The sequence below is a fragment of the Microbacterium oleivorans genome (genome assembly GCF_013389665.1).
GTDB lineage: Bacteria > Actinomycetota > Actinomycetes > Actinomycetales > Microbacteriaceae > Microbacterium > Microbacterium oleivorans_C.
Map to the genome: position 1 here is coordinate 537,563 of NZ_CP058316.1, position 13,142 is coordinate 550,704.

11 protein-coding genes are annotated in these 13,142 nt (G+C 72.1%); 4 read left to right on the forward strand and 7 right to left on the reverse strand.

The window, feature by feature from the left end; translation table 11 throughout:
- Positions 1–4: 4 nt before the first annotated feature.
- Positions 5–1,981 carry an ABC1 kinase family protein gene (locus HW566_RS02565; protein WP_178010139.1) on the forward strand — a complete coding sequence of 659 codons (1,977 nt, stop codon included), beginning with the start codon at positions 5–7 and terminating at the stop codon, positions 1,979–1,981.
- A gap of 82 nt (positions 1,982–2,063) precedes the next feature.
- Positions 2,064–2,408: a LysR family transcriptional regulator gene (locus HW566_RS02570; protein ID WP_178010141.1), complete on the forward strand. Its 345-nt coding sequence runs from the start codon at positions 2,064–2,066 to the stop codon at positions 2,406–2,408.
- A gap of 6 nt (positions 2,409–2,414) precedes the next feature.
- Here HW566_RS02570 and HW566_RS02575 read toward each other — a convergent pair whose 3' ends face one another.
- Complete coding sequence (locus HW566_RS02575) at positions 2,415–3,467, reverse strand: NAD(P)-dependent alcohol dehydrogenase (protein ID WP_178010143.1); 1,053 nt, start codon at positions 3,465–3,467, stop codon at positions 2,415–2,417.
- Entirely contained in the window at positions 3,464–6,772 is a 3,309-nt protein-coding gene (locus tag HW566_RS02580) for a DUF5107 domain-containing protein (RefSeq protein WP_178010145.1), read from the reverse strand. The genes HW566_RS02575 and HW566_RS02580 overlap by 4 nt, the downstream gene beginning before the upstream one ends.
- Before the next feature lie 89 nt (positions 6,773–6,861).
- Between HW566_RS02580 and HW566_RS02585 the strand changes: the two genes are divergently transcribed.
- Positions 6,862–7,725 carry an AraC family transcriptional regulator gene (locus tag HW566_RS02585; protein ID WP_178010146.1) on the forward strand — a complete coding sequence of 288 codons (864 nt, stop codon included), beginning with the start codon at positions 6,862–6,864 and terminating at the stop codon, positions 7,723–7,725.
- Positions 7,726–7,740: 15 nt separating this feature from the next.
- Here HW566_RS02585 and HW566_RS02590 read toward each other — a convergent pair whose 3' ends face one another.
- The 4 genes from HW566_RS02590 to HW566_RS02605 form a co-directional block, all read right to left on the reverse strand.
- Complete coding sequence (locus HW566_RS02590) at positions 7,741–9,057, reverse strand: cellulase-like family protein (RefSeq protein WP_178010148.1); 1,317 nt, start codon at positions 9,055–9,057, stop codon at positions 7,741–7,743.
- Between the two features lie 4 nt (positions 9,058–9,061).
- On the reverse strand, positions 9,062–9,991 hold the full coding sequence (locus tag HW566_RS02595) for a carbohydrate ABC transporter permease (RefSeq protein WP_178010150.1): 930 nt from the start codon (positions 9,989–9,991) through the stop codon (positions 9,062–9,064).
- Positions 9,985–10,878, reverse strand: coding sequence for a carbohydrate ABC transporter permease (locus HW566_RS02600; RefSeq protein ID WP_178010152.1), 894 nt, complete (start codon positions 10,876–10,878; stop codon positions 9,985–9,987). The genes HW566_RS02595 and HW566_RS02600 overlap by 7 nt, the downstream gene beginning before the upstream one ends.
- Positions 10,879–10,946: 68 nt before the next feature.
- A complete protein-coding gene (locus tag HW566_RS02605; RefSeq protein WP_178010154.1) occupies positions 10,947–12,266 on the reverse strand; it encodes an ABC transporter substrate-binding protein in 1,320 nt (439 codons plus the stop codon).
- Between the two features lie 244 nt (positions 12,267–12,510).
- Here HW566_RS02605 and HW566_RS02610 point away from each other — a divergent pair, with 244 nt between their 5' ends.
- The gene (locus HW566_RS02610; protein ID WP_178010156.1) at positions 12,511–12,873 is read left to right on the forward strand and encodes a hypothetical protein; all 363 of its coding nucleotides are present in this window, start codon (positions 12,511–12,513) and stop codon (positions 12,871–12,873) included.
- Positions 12,874–12,901: 28 nt separating this feature from the next.
- On the opposite strand, the gene HW566_RS02615 is transcribed toward HW566_RS02610, so the two are convergent.
- Positions 12,902–13,084, reverse strand: coding sequence for a hypothetical protein (locus HW566_RS02615; RefSeq protein WP_178010158.1), 183 nt, complete (start codon positions 13,082–13,084; stop codon positions 12,902–12,904).
- Between the last annotated feature and the right edge of the window lie 58 nt (positions 13,085–13,142).

A 13,142-nucleotide genomic window follows, 5' to 3' on the forward strand; every position in this document is an offset into this window, starting at 1 on the left:
TCGGATGCCGGAATGGTTGCTCTTCTCGATCGGTGCCGCGGTGTTCGCCGTCGTGGCGACCTGGCTCGCGAAGCGGGTGCTCGAGGCGCGCGTGGGGTGGGTGCGGGGACCGATCGTCTCGCTCGTGGTGTTCGTGGTGTTCGCGCCCCTGGGCTTCTGGGTGCTCCGTGAGGCGGGGATCGTCCGCGGCGGACGGGTGCTGGCCGATCACCCGGTGACCTACGGGTTCATCCTGCTCGTGCTGGCCTGGATGTTCGCGATCGTGCTGATCGCGCTCATCACGCTGGAGCTGATGTGGCCGGCGCGCGCACCGGTCGGGCCGATCACCGCCGTGCGCGAGGCACTGCACCGGCGTCGACGCGCGATGCGGTACGCCCGCATCGTCGCGATCGCCTCGCGTCACGGTCTCGGCGGGATGCGCAGCGAGTCGGCACGTGCGGAGCTCCCCCGAGCCCTGGCCGCGACGCTCGACGACGCGGGGGTCACGTTCGTCAAGCTGGGGCAGATCCTCTCCACCCGCAGCGACCTGCTGCCCGCCGAGATCACCGGCGCGCTGGCGTCGTTGCAGATGGACACCACGCCCATCCCGTGGCCCGAGGCGAAGGCCGCGATCGAGACGCAGCTGGGACGCCCGCTCGATCTCGTGTTCTCGCACATCGACGAGGCGCCGCTCGCGGCGGCATCCGTGGGCCAGGTGCACACCGCGCGACTGCTCGGGGGCGGGGACGTCGTCGTGAAGATCCAGCGACCCCAGGCGCGGGCGCAGGTGGCGACCGACCTCGACATCATCGAGCGCGCGGCGGCCGACCTCGAGCGGCGCACGTCGTGGGCCAAGGACGTGGGCGCCGCGGCGCTGGCGGCCCAGTTCTCGGCGGCTCTGCGCGAGGAGCTCGACTACCGGGTCGAGGTGGCGAACATGGAGATGCTGCGCGACTCGATGACCGCCGCCGACGCCCGGGCGGTGCGCATCCCCGATGTCTCCGCCGAGTTGTGCACCGAGCAGCTGATCGTGATGGAACACGTCCGTGGCGTGCCGTTCAGCCGTCTGCCCGAGCCGGGCAGCGGTCTTGCCGGTGCGGTCGACCCCGCTGAGGCCACGCGCATCGCCGACGCCGTGCTCGACGTGATCGTCGGTCAGATCGCGCTGCGGGGCGTCTTCCACGCCGACCTCCACCCGGGCAATCTGATCCTGCAGCCCGACGGCATCGTCGCGCTGATCGACTTCGGGTCGGTCGGCATCGTCGAGAAGGGGCTGCGCCGGCTCCTGCTGCCTCTCCTGGTCGCCCTGCACAACGAGGACGACTCCGGCGCGACCGACGCGGTGCTCATGCTGGTCAAGCCCCGCAACGAGGCCGGAGTCGACGTCGCGGCACTCCAGCACGACATCGGCGTCATCCTCACCCGCCTGCACAACTCGCGTGCGGATCAGCACCTGTTCGCGGCCCTGATCGACGTGCTCCGCCACCATCGGCTGGCCCTGCCGCCGGGGCTGCTCCTGGCCTTCCGCACCCTCGGTGCCGTCGAGGGCACGCTTCGCCGCCTCGATCCCGACTACGACATGATCAAGCGCGCCCTGGCGCGCGCCCCCCACTACGCGCTGCGGATGGGCGACCCGCGGAGCACGGCCCTGGCCGCTCAGGTGCAGCTCCAGCTCGGGCTCGAGCGGATGCGGGAGCTCCCCCGCCGCGTCGACGGCATCCTGCACGATCTCGAGTCGGGGCAGCTCACCGTCCGCCTCCGCGCCCTGGAGTCGCCCGAGGACCGCTCCTGGGTCGAATCCCTCACCGGGCGCCTCACGACCACCCTGGTGGGCGCGACGCTGGTCGTGGTGGGCGTCATGATGGGGATCGCCGACAACGGTCCCGTGCTGACCGAGTCGGTGTCGGTATTTCCCTTCCTCGGCAGCGTCGTCGGTCTCGGCGGACTGCTGCTGCTGCTGCGATCCCTGCGCACCGCGCTGGTGCGCCGCGACGGGACCTGAGTCGGTCGGCAGCGGACGACCGTAGTCTGGGGGCGCCGACCACGACATCCGCAGAACCACGGCCGAAAGGCGCACCCGTCCCATGAAGATCCGCGATCTGGCCCATTTCGTGGCCGCCGCCGAAGCACTGCACTTCCCCCGCGCCGCCGAGAAGCTCGGCATCTCGCTGCCGGTGCTTTACTCCTCGATCGAGCGTCTGGAGGACGAGGTCGGCCACCCCCTGTTCGTCAAGGACGGAGCCCGCCCGCGGCTCACCCCTGCCGGGGCGCTGCTGCTCGACGACGCTCGGGAGGCGGTCGCCGCTGCCCCGCCGGCGCCGAAGCAGAAGTCGACCGGCGGCGGCAAGGCGAAGGCGTCGAAGGGCTCGGGCCGAGCGCCGATCGTGAAGGGGCAGCCCAAGCCCTACAAGAAGCGCCAGGGCCGCTGACGCCCGTCACGACTCCGCGTGGTCGGGGAGCCGGCGCACCCGCGGGTCGACGATGAACTTCATCGCCTCCGCGTCGCCGTTGCGGGCGAAGAAGGCGGCGAGATCGTCGAGCCCGCCGCGCGCAGTGACGAGGTCGTCGACGCGCACGAGTCCCGAGGCCACCAGGTGGATGGCTGCCGGCCACGTGTCGACGTAGCGGAAGAGCCCCTCCACCACCAGCTCGCGGCTCTGGATGAGGAACAGATCGACCTCGACCGACGCCGCCCCCATGCCCACGAGGACGGCTCGGCCCGCTCCCCGCAGCGAGCGCAGCCCCGCCGCGATGGCCGGACGCGCGCCCGATGCATCGATGAACGCATCCATGAGCCCGTCGAGCTCGGCGACCTCGCGCGGATCGACGACCCGCGTGGCCCCGTGCGCGAGCGCGACCGCGCGTCGGGCGGCCACCGGGTCGGCGACGATCACCTCGGCGGCCCCGAACGCACGGGCGGCGGCCGCGGCGAGGATGCCGATCGGACCGGCTCCGGCCACGAGCACCCTCGAGCCGGGGACGATCCCGGCCTTGCGGACGGCGGCTATGCCCACCGACAACGGCTCGAGCAGGGCCCCCTCGTCGTCGCTCATCGTCTCGGGCAGCGGGTGCGCCGCGTCGGCGGGGACGGCGAGATAGCGGGCGAAGGCACCGTTCTCGGGCGGCGCCGAGGGGAACCGCATGCGCTCGCAGAGGTTGGAGCGCCCGGCGCGGCAGGCGGCGCACCACCGGCACGGTCGTTGCGGGTCGATCGCGACACGCTCGCCGATGCGGTGCCCGTCGGCGGGCGACGCCACCGCCGCGATGACACCGGCCGCCTCGTGTCCGAGGATGAGCGGCTGCTCGACGACGAGGTCGCCGACCCGTCCGTGCTCGTAGAAGTGCACGTCGGAGCCGCAGAGCCCGACCGCGGTCAGCTCGACCAGGACGTCACCCGGCTCGAGCCGGGGCACCGCGACCTCGCGCACCTCGAGGACGCGCGGCTCGACGAGCACGCTCGCGGTCATATGGCCCGGGATGCCGTTCATGCGCGCACCTCCGCGTCTTGATCGGCGGTGACGGCGGCGCGGGCACCGCCGCGGGCGCCGTGGTCGCCGAGCTCGCGGTCGTACGCGGCGAGCGCGGCCTCGAGCCGGTCGGCCCGGCGCGCAGCCGCGGCGACGGGGTCGAGGGAGAACAGCAGCGTCTCGGGCAGCGACGTGGCGAAGTAGTCCACGCGGGCCGGTGTCGTGCGCAGCTGCGCGACGAGGGCTCGCACCTCTTCGCGCAGGCTGATCGCCGTGGCGTCGTCGCCTCGGGCAGACGCCGCCCGCGCGCCGTCGAGGGTGTCGGCGTCGGCGGGTGCCGCGGCAGCCTCGGCGGCCGCACGGGCGTATGCCGCATCGGCTGCATCGGTGTCACCGGCCGCAGCTCGGATGCGTCCGAGGCGCAACCAGAGCGATGCGCGACTGTCGAGCAGGTGCCAGGCCTCGCCGAGCGATCGCGGCGGCTGCAGCGCCCCCTCCAGCAGTGCCGCCGCCGCGGCATCCGATTCCGCCGCGTCGGCCTGAGCGGTCGCGGCGCGCGCAAACGCCCGGATCGCGACGCCTTCGCCACCCTCCCACGGCTGCAGCGGCCGCGAGGCGAGCAGGTCGACGGCCTCGGCGGGACGGCCGGTCGCCGTGAGCAGATCGGCGATCGTGACGAGGAGGTCGTCTCGCTCGATGAGGCGCCGGCGGTGCGGCTCGAGCCGTCGCAGCCGGTCCGCGGCCGGCACCCCTCGGCGCACCGCGAGCTGGTCGAGCTCGTACCACAGGCGCGGATCCTCTGCCACCTCCACCGCCCGGTCGTACATCGCGGCAGCGGCTTCGAGGTCACCCTCGACCTCGGCCGTGGCGAGCGCGGCGTTTCGCAGCAGCACGGCGTCGGTCGTCTCCTCCGACAACGCCGCGCGCCACACGGTCAGCGCGTCGCGCCGCCGTCCGCGGTCGTACAGCCACATGCCCAGGAGGGCACGGGCGCGCGTATCGGCGGGGTCGGCGGCCACGGCGCTCCGAAGCGCGTCATGGGCGTCGAGACCGGCGGGGAAGACCCAGTCGGCCGGGACGTCCCGGGCCCGGCGGCGCGCCTCGGCCGCGGCCGTCGTGTCGCCGTCGCGCTCGTGCAGGTGCGCCGACAGATATGCCGCCAACGGCGCCGCCCCGCCCGTCCCCCGGGGGCTGCTGTGCTCGGCGAGGGCGAACACCTCCTGAGCGGCCGCGGCCTCTCCCACGCGCGCGAGGTCGCCCGCGAGGTCGAGCAGCAGCAGGCCGTCGGACGGGGGCGAGGCGCCGTCGAGGTGCGCGGCGAGCACGTCGAGCGGATCGGCGGCGCGCAACCGGTCGAGCACCCTCTGCGCGGCACCAGCACGGCCGAGACGGCGCAGCACGATGACGCGCAGGCTCAGCATGAACGGGTCGTCCGATCCGGATCGGGCCGCCTCGTCGAGCCGCTCGAGCGCCTGGCTGTCGCATCCCGCCCGCGCATCGAGCACGGCACGCTGCACGCTGGCGGCATGCAGCCACCGCGCGTCCCAGGCGGCTTTGGCGAACGCATCCGCCGCCCGGGCGTCGTCGCCCAGTCGGGCCTCGACGAGGCCGAGCCGGTAGTGCGCCTCACCGTCGGCGGGGTTCGGGTTGCGGAAGGTGAGCCGGTCGACGGCGGCGCGCAGGTGCGCGCGGGCTCGCCGGTACTCGCCGCGCGCATGGGCCGCGGCGCCCAGCGCCACGTTCGACCGGGCATCGCCGGGATCGCGGCGGAGCACCTCCTCCCAGTAGGGCTCGGGCTGCCGCGTGGGATGACGGTACTGCGCGAGGTGCACACCGGTGAGATACAGCTCGTCGGCCGAGCCGATCTCCTCCGGCAGCGGCGGCTCGGTCGCGACCGAGGGCTCGGGGGCGGCATCGTCCGCGGCGCGCGGTCGCCACCGGATGAGTTCGCGGTCGCCGCCGGTCACGACCACGCTCACGCCGGTGGGCTCCAGCCCCTCGGGCGCCGTCAGGTCGAACAGAAGGGGTCGGCCGGGTTCGAGGTCGACGACGCGCTCGTGCTCCTCCTGCCCGACGGTGACGGCGACCCGCGCCGCGGAGACGACGGCGGTGACGGCGACACCCACCGAGACGCGACCGTCGGCGACGTTCACCGACACCGCCGCATCCCGGGTCGCCTGATGCGCCGCACCGATGCCGGTGATGGGGTACCAGTACTGCGAGAACGTCTTCAGCTCGCCCGGCGCGAGGTACGAGAAGTCGGGCTGGTTGTCGGTGTAGACCCCCGCCATCAGCTCGACGTACGGTCCGTCGCCGTCGGTGAGCTGGTCGTCCCAGGCGTGTCCGAAAGGCGCATCGCCCCAGGTCCACTGCTTCTTGCCCGGCGCGATGCGCCGGTCGGCCCAGTGCACGAACCCGGCGCCGGCGTCGTGGTCGTAGCCGCCGAAGAAGTCGTCGCGGGTCTCGACGACCATGTACGAGGTCGGCACGGGGATGTTGCCGTAGTAGTCGATGCGGTCGGCATCGGGATGGAGCCCGGCAGCCCGGGCCGGGTAGTCGACGCCGTAGTAGGGCCGGTCGGCGCGAGGGAAGGCGGTGACCGCACGGCGGGCGTGGTCGGCGACGTAGCGGACATCGGTCGGGAAGAAGGACTGATAGTTCTCGTGGGCGCGCGCGGCGACGTTCGCCCACCACAGGAACGTCTGCGGCACCTCGGTGCGGTTGTGCAGGCGCGCGCGCAGTTCGATGACCGTGCTGTCGGGGCGCAACCGGATGCCGTGCGTGCCGCGCATCCGCGCGAAGGGGTCGTGGTCCGACATCCACACCGTCACCGCGCCGTCCGCTTCCCGCTCGATCCAGCTCTCCATCGGCAGGAACGTCGCCGGCCGGTGATGCTGCGGCCAGTTGAACTCCACGCCGCCCGAGATCCACGGACCGGCGAGTCCCACCAGGGCGGGCTTGATCACGTTGTTGCGGTAGAAGAAGTCGTAGTCGGCCGTCTTGTCGTAGCCGATGTGGATGCGGCCACCGAGCTCGGGGAGCAGCACCAGGCGGATCCATCGATTCTCGAGATGAACCGCCTGCCAGTCGCGATCACGCGGTTCGTGCGCGATGCGCTCGGTGAACGGCAGCGGGTACACCCGGCCGCTGGAGCCCTGGTAGACGCGGCGGTCGAAGAACATCGGCAGCTTCTCGGGCGGCGCGGGCTCGTAGGTGGCGATGCGCAGCGGCGACTCCCAGGCGGCGACACCGCCGTCGTCGAGATGCGCCCGCTCGTCCGCGGGCGGCTCGGGAAGGCGCAACGGACGTGTCGATGTGGAGTGCATGGTTCCAGCGTCGACGACGCCGGGTGATCACGACATGGCGGAAGCGGCGCTGAGCCTGGACGATCCGATGCCGTGCGACGATGGATGCCATGGCGATCAGAGATGGATTCGACGGCGAGCGTCTGTGCGTGGTCCCCGCCCCGTCGATCGCCGCCGCACTCCTGCGACCGGTGACGCGACGGCTCGTGGTGACCGATGCCGGCTGGTTCCCCCACGCCACCGACCACGGCCGGGTGCGTGAACGCGGGATCCGCACGACCATCGTCATCGTGTGCACCGCGGGGGCCGGGTGGCTCGAGCTCGACGGGGTCCGCCACCGCGTCGGCGCGGGCACGGCGGCGGTCGTCCCCGCGGGCACGCCCCACGCCTACGGCGCGAGCGAGGACGATCCCTGGACGATCTGGTGGTGCCACATCATCGGCTCCGACGTCGACGACCTCACCGCCGCGGTCGGCACGAGCACGGCGCGCCCGCTGGTGCGGCTGCACGGCCTCGAGCGTGCCGTCGCACTGCTCGATGAGATCGTGCGGGGCCTTGAGCGCGACCAGTCGCCCGTGCGCCTGGTCGCCGTCACCGGCGCGGCGTTCAAGCTGATGACCCAGCTCGCCTCCGACCAGGCACTCCCCGAGCGGGGCGATCCACTCGAGCGGGCGATGACGTTCCTGGGCGAACGGCTCGACAGCGCCGTGCCGGTCGGCGACCTCGCGGCGATGGTCGGCGTGTCGGCCTCGCATCTGACGGCGCTGTTCCGCCGGGCGACGGGAGGCGGGGTGCTGGCGTACCACACGGGGCTGCGCATGACAGCGGCCCGCACGCTGCTCGAGCGCACCGACCGGACGATCGGGCAGATCGCCGCGGAGGTCGGGTACGCCGACCCGTTCTACTTCTCGCGTCACTTCCGCCGGGTGCATGGCATGAGCCCGAGCCGGTTCCGGCAGGAACGAGCCCGCTGACCGACTCCGGCCGCGTCACGCGCGCGTCGGGGCCCGGAGGATCTCGGCGTTCAGGCGCTGCTGCCAGGTGACATCGGCCCACTGCGGGTGGTGTGGTGCGGCGTTGGAGCTGAGCACCATGCCCCACACCCCGTGCTCCAGGGCGGTGCGCACGCCGTGCTCGGCCAGCTCGGTGCCGACCGGGCCGTCCTCGAAGTCCGCGCGCAACGGGGTGTATCCGACCCAGCCTTCTCCGACGACGGCGGGGATGCCGCGGCGACGCGACCACGCGGCCAGCGCGATGACGCGCGATGCGAGCTCGCGCATCATCTCCTCGCGGTACAGGCCGTAGTTGTTGTAGAGCCAGCGGTCCCACAGGTCCGGGTCGACCCAGTCGTATCCGTAGATCTGCTGGTCGGTGATGACGGTGGCCGCGAACTTCCAGTCCGCGGCGCGGCCGTAGGAGGCGAAGCTCGGCGCATCCACGGCGAGGAGCTCGCGCATCGCCCGTCCGGGGAAGCCCTCGGTGCCCGCGGAGCGGATGTCGATGCGTCGCTGGAGGGCATCGAGCACGCCGTACGCGTACACGTGCAGCTGTCCGACCTGGAAGCGCTCCGACAGCGCCGCGAGGTCGAGGAACGGGGCCTTGCCGTAGCTGGCTGTCACGAGGTGACGGGGGTGCGCTGAACGCACCCGGTCGAGCGCGGCGTCGCCACCGCTGTCGAACGCCGGCACGAGGGAGAAGTCGACCTCGTTGTGCAGCTCGACGAAGGCGATCGTGTCGCCGAGGCCCGCCGACTCGATCTCGTCGAGCATCCCGATGGTCGCCGCCGCCAGCAGGTCGTAGCGCTCGCCGAGCGGGACGGCGTCGATCGCTTCGAACCACCGCGGGTCGGCGGCGAACGCGGGCGACTGCTGGTATTCCCAGCTTGCGAGGATGACGACGATGCCCCGGTCGCGGGCACCGCGCAGCAGCTCGAACAGGCGGGCGCGGAGGTCGAGGCGGAACCCGCCGGGCACGTCGTACCAGCGGGTGCCGCTGCCGTACACCTCGCCGCGCGGCGAGCGCCCGAGCCCCTCGATCTCGAGGTCGGCGGCGAGATCGTCGAGCCCCAGCCCGCCGAACAGCAGCAGCGGCGCGGCGCAGATGCGAATCGCGTTGTAGCCGCGGTCGACCGCCTCGTCGAGGGCGGCGTCGAGGTCGCCGTAGGGCTCGCCCTGCCCCGCGCGGGTGTACCAGGAGAAGTCCCACAGGGTGATCGCCAGCCGCGGCGGGAGGTGCGACGGGATGACTCCCGTGAGGGGACGGGTGTCGGGTGCGGGCTCGTGGCCCGAGCCGAGGTAGCGGGTCATCGGATCATCCCTTCGTCGCGCCGGCGGTGAGACCGGCTCGCCAGAATCGTTGCAGAGCCGCCATGACGACGATGAGCAGCACGGCCGAGACCGCCGCCCCCGTCACGACGAGCTCGTAGTACAGCGGCGCCCGCTGGGTCTGGCCGTTCCAGAGCATGAGCCCGAGCGTCACCGGGAAGGTCCGGGAGTCGTTGAGCATCACCAGTGGCAGCAGGTAGTTGTTCCAGATGGCCACGAACTGGAACAGGAACACCGTCACCAGGGCGGGCGCCATCATGCGCGTGGCCATCGTGCCGAAGATGCGCACGTCGCCGGCGCCGTCGAGCCGGGCCGCCTCGATGACCTCGTCCGGCACCCCGGCGGTCGCGTAGATGCGGCAGAGGTAGACGCCGAACGGGCTGACGATGCTCGGCAGCAGGAACGACCAGTAGCTTCCGGTGAGTCCCACCGCGTTGAACATGAAGTACGTCGGCAGGGCGATCACCGTCGCCGGCACCAGCACGCCGCCGAGGATCATCGCGAAGAGGGCCTCCCGGCCGGTGAAGGCGTACTTCGCGAACGCGTACCCGGCCGCACCGCTGAGCACGGTGGCGATGAGGGCGCCCAGCCCCGAGTAGAACAGGCTGTTCAGCAGCCACTGCGCATAGATGCCGCGGTCGGTGGCGAACAGGTTCGCGAGGTTCGTCAGCGGCTGCGGGGTGTCGCTGAACCACAGCCCGAAGGTGCCGAAGAGGTCGGCGTTGCTCTTGGTGGCCGCGAACAGCACCCAGACGACCGGCAGGGCGAAGTAGACCAGCGCGGCCACCAGCACCGCGAGGGTGGGCAGCGACCCCCAGAATCCGGCCCCGGACGAGCCCCGACGCGAGTGCGGGCCGGGGCGACGGGCGGTCCCGGCCGTGACGGCACGGGGAACGGTCTCGGGTGCGATCACCATGCGCGGTTGCCTTTCCGGTTGACCAGGCGCAGGAACGAGAACGAGAACACGAACGCGATGACGGCCACGATGACGGCCATCGCTGCGGCGAGGTTGGGATTGCTCTGGGTGAACGCCTGGTTGTAGGCGGCCAGGTTGGGCGTGTAGTCGCTGTTGATCGCCGTCGTCAGGGGACGGAGCACGAGCGGCTCGACGAACAGCTGCAGTGTGCCGATGATCGTGAACACGGTGGTCAGCACCAGCGAGGGCCGCAGCAGCGGGAGCTTGATCTCACGCACGATGCGCCACTCGCTCGCGCCGTCGATGCGCGCGGCCTCGTACAGGTCGGCCGGAACCGCCTGCAGCGCCGCGATCAGTACGAGCATGTTGTAGCCGGCGAAGGTCCAGATGCCGATGTTCGCGATGGCGAACATCACGGTCCCCGACTCGAGGGGCGCCGCGGGGATGCCGAGGGCCGACAGGCCCTGCAGGATGGGGCTGGTGCTGGGGACGTAGAGGAAGCTCCACAGCAGCGATGCGATCACCCCCGGCACCCCGTACGGCATGAAGAAGGCCACGCGGAAGAACTGCGGCCACCGCGCGCGGGTGGACTCGAGCAGCAGGGCGAGCACGGTCGAGAGCACGACCATCAGCGGCACCTGGATGAGCGCGAACACCGCGATGCGGCCGAGGCTCGAGACGAAGGCGGGGTTGGCCAGCGCGCGGGCGTAGTTGTCGAGTCCGACGAAGAGGGTCTCGGGTGCGCCCAGGCCCAGTCCGCTCGCACGCACCGAGAACAGGCTCTGAACGACCGCCCAGACGATGGGCGCGACGTAGAACACGACGAAGGCGACGAGGAACGGGCCGACGAGCAGCAGCAGCGGCAGCCGTGTGCGCGTGGTGTGCATGGTTTTCCCTCCGATTGCGGGCGAGCGGGGTGGGGCGGGCGGCGCTGATGCCGCCCGCCCCGCCTCGATCAGTCGGCGACCGAGATGCCCTTCGCGGTCATCTCGGCGACCATGCGCTGCTGCACCGCGGCGTAGGCCTCGGTCAGCGGCGTGCCGCCCTCGACCGCCGCGGCGACCTCGTCGAGCAGGCTCGCGTTGAGCGCGTCGACGAGCGGCGGCCACTGCCAGTCGCGGGCGACCTGCTCGTTGGACTCGGCGAAGACATCCCAGATGTCCTGGCCGCCGAAGAACTCGAAGACCTCCGGGGCGGACTGGATCGAGGGGATGGCGTCGACATCGGCGATGGCGGGCCAGCCGGCGCCGTTCTCGGTGAGCAGGCTCACGCTGTCGATGTCGCTGTTGAGCCACAGGGCGAACTCGGCCGCCTCTTCGGGGTGGGCGGAGCCCTTCAGCACGACGTTCGCCGATCCACCCGACCAGCTCGCCGAGCGGGGGTTGCTCGCGTCCCACTGCGGCATGAGGCCGACCGACCACAGTCCCGCGGTGTCGGGGGCGTTGTTGCGGATGATCGCGTCGGCCCACGAGCCGCTCATCCACGACACGATGCGCCCGGCCTGCACGTCGGCGAACCACTCGCTCGACAGGTCCGCCTGCACCTTGACGAGATCCTCGTCGATGAGGCGCTGCCAATACTCCGCCATTCGCAGGGTGTCGGGATTGTCGATCGACACCTTCCACGCGTCGCCCTCGACCTGGAACCACGGCTCCCCGGCCTGCTCGGCGAGACCTTCCATCCATGCCGCCTGATTCGGCGCGAACGCGGCGATGTAGCGGTCGGGCGCCGTCGCCCGTACCGCGACGGCCGCCTCGTAGAAGTCGTCCCAGGTCTCGGGCGCGGTGGTGATGCCCGCTTCCGCGAAGACGTCCGAGCGGTAGTACAGCCCCATCGGTCCGGCCGCCTGCGGGATGCCGTAGACGCGATCGCCGAACGTGGTGGCGCCGATCTGCCACTCCGAGAACGCCTCGACGTCGTCGCCGACGTGGTCGGTGATGTCCTCCAGCGCACCGTTGAGCAGGAAGGTCGGCATCTGGTCGTAGCCGACCTGCGCCACGTCGGCGGGATTGCCGGCCTGGACATCCGAGAGCATCTTGGCGTAGCCGCCCTCCGCGCCCGAGACGATGGTCTGGAGCTCGACGCGGATGTCGTCGTGCTGGTCGTTGAAGAGCTCCACCGCCTCCTCGATGCCCGGTACCCACGTCTGGAAGGTGAGCGTGACGGGGCCCTCGTCCGCCGGACCCGAGCAGGCCGCAAGCGGTGCGATCACTGCCACGGCGAGCGCGAGCGGGAGGGAACGGCGGTGGTGGAGCCGCCGGGGTGTTGTAGACATCGATGCCCCTTTGCATGTGTGCAGCCCGCTGCTCGGGTAGCAGCCGGAGTTCACACGCTAGGGGCGGCCCCCGTCGCCCGACATAGCCGAACGAATCCGGCGCCTGGACGATCCGACGATCCACCGCCGTGGACCATCCCGGGTCGGCCCGGTGTCGGCGCGGCACGCCCGACCCCGGTAGCGCACGCTCGCCGCGAGCGCTACCCCATCGGGTCGCGCCGGGATGCTCGGGTACTCCGGTGCCATGGACAGAGTTCACTACGCCGGCGACTCCGTGCTGACGGGGTCAGACATCGCCCGCGCCCTCCTGGACTACGCCCAAGCCCTCGCCGAGGCGGGAACCGCCGCGACGGTCGACATCCCCGTCGTGGATGACGACGGTGCCGAGAAGCGCTGGGAGGTGCTGGTCGGGCCCGCGAGCCAGATGACCGCGCTCGCCGCCGACTGGTCGGGACCGGAGGTGCGCGACGATCTGCTCGTGGCACGGCTGCGCGAGAACGCTCGGCACGTCCGCGCCCGCGGTGGCGGCGCCGCCGCTCCCGTCGCCGCGGACGATGAGCACGTCGGGGGCGTCGCGCAGCCCTGGAGCGGCGACGACGCGCTCTGAGCGATGGGCGGGTGAGCGGAGGCGGCGCTCAGGCCTCGATCGCGCTGTCGCCGTCGGGCACGGGCTGGAAGTCGACGCGGATGAGCTCGCCGCCGTCAGGCGCGGGCATGCCGTCGGGCGCGGGAGTGCCGTCCGCCGCCGTCACCGGGGCGCCGGGCTCGAGCGCGCGCAGGCGGTGCTGCGCGACGGCTCGGGCGAACGGATCGGACACGGCGGTGCTTTCGTCGGAGGATGAGAAGCGGGGCGGCGGATGCTGTCGACCGTCAGCA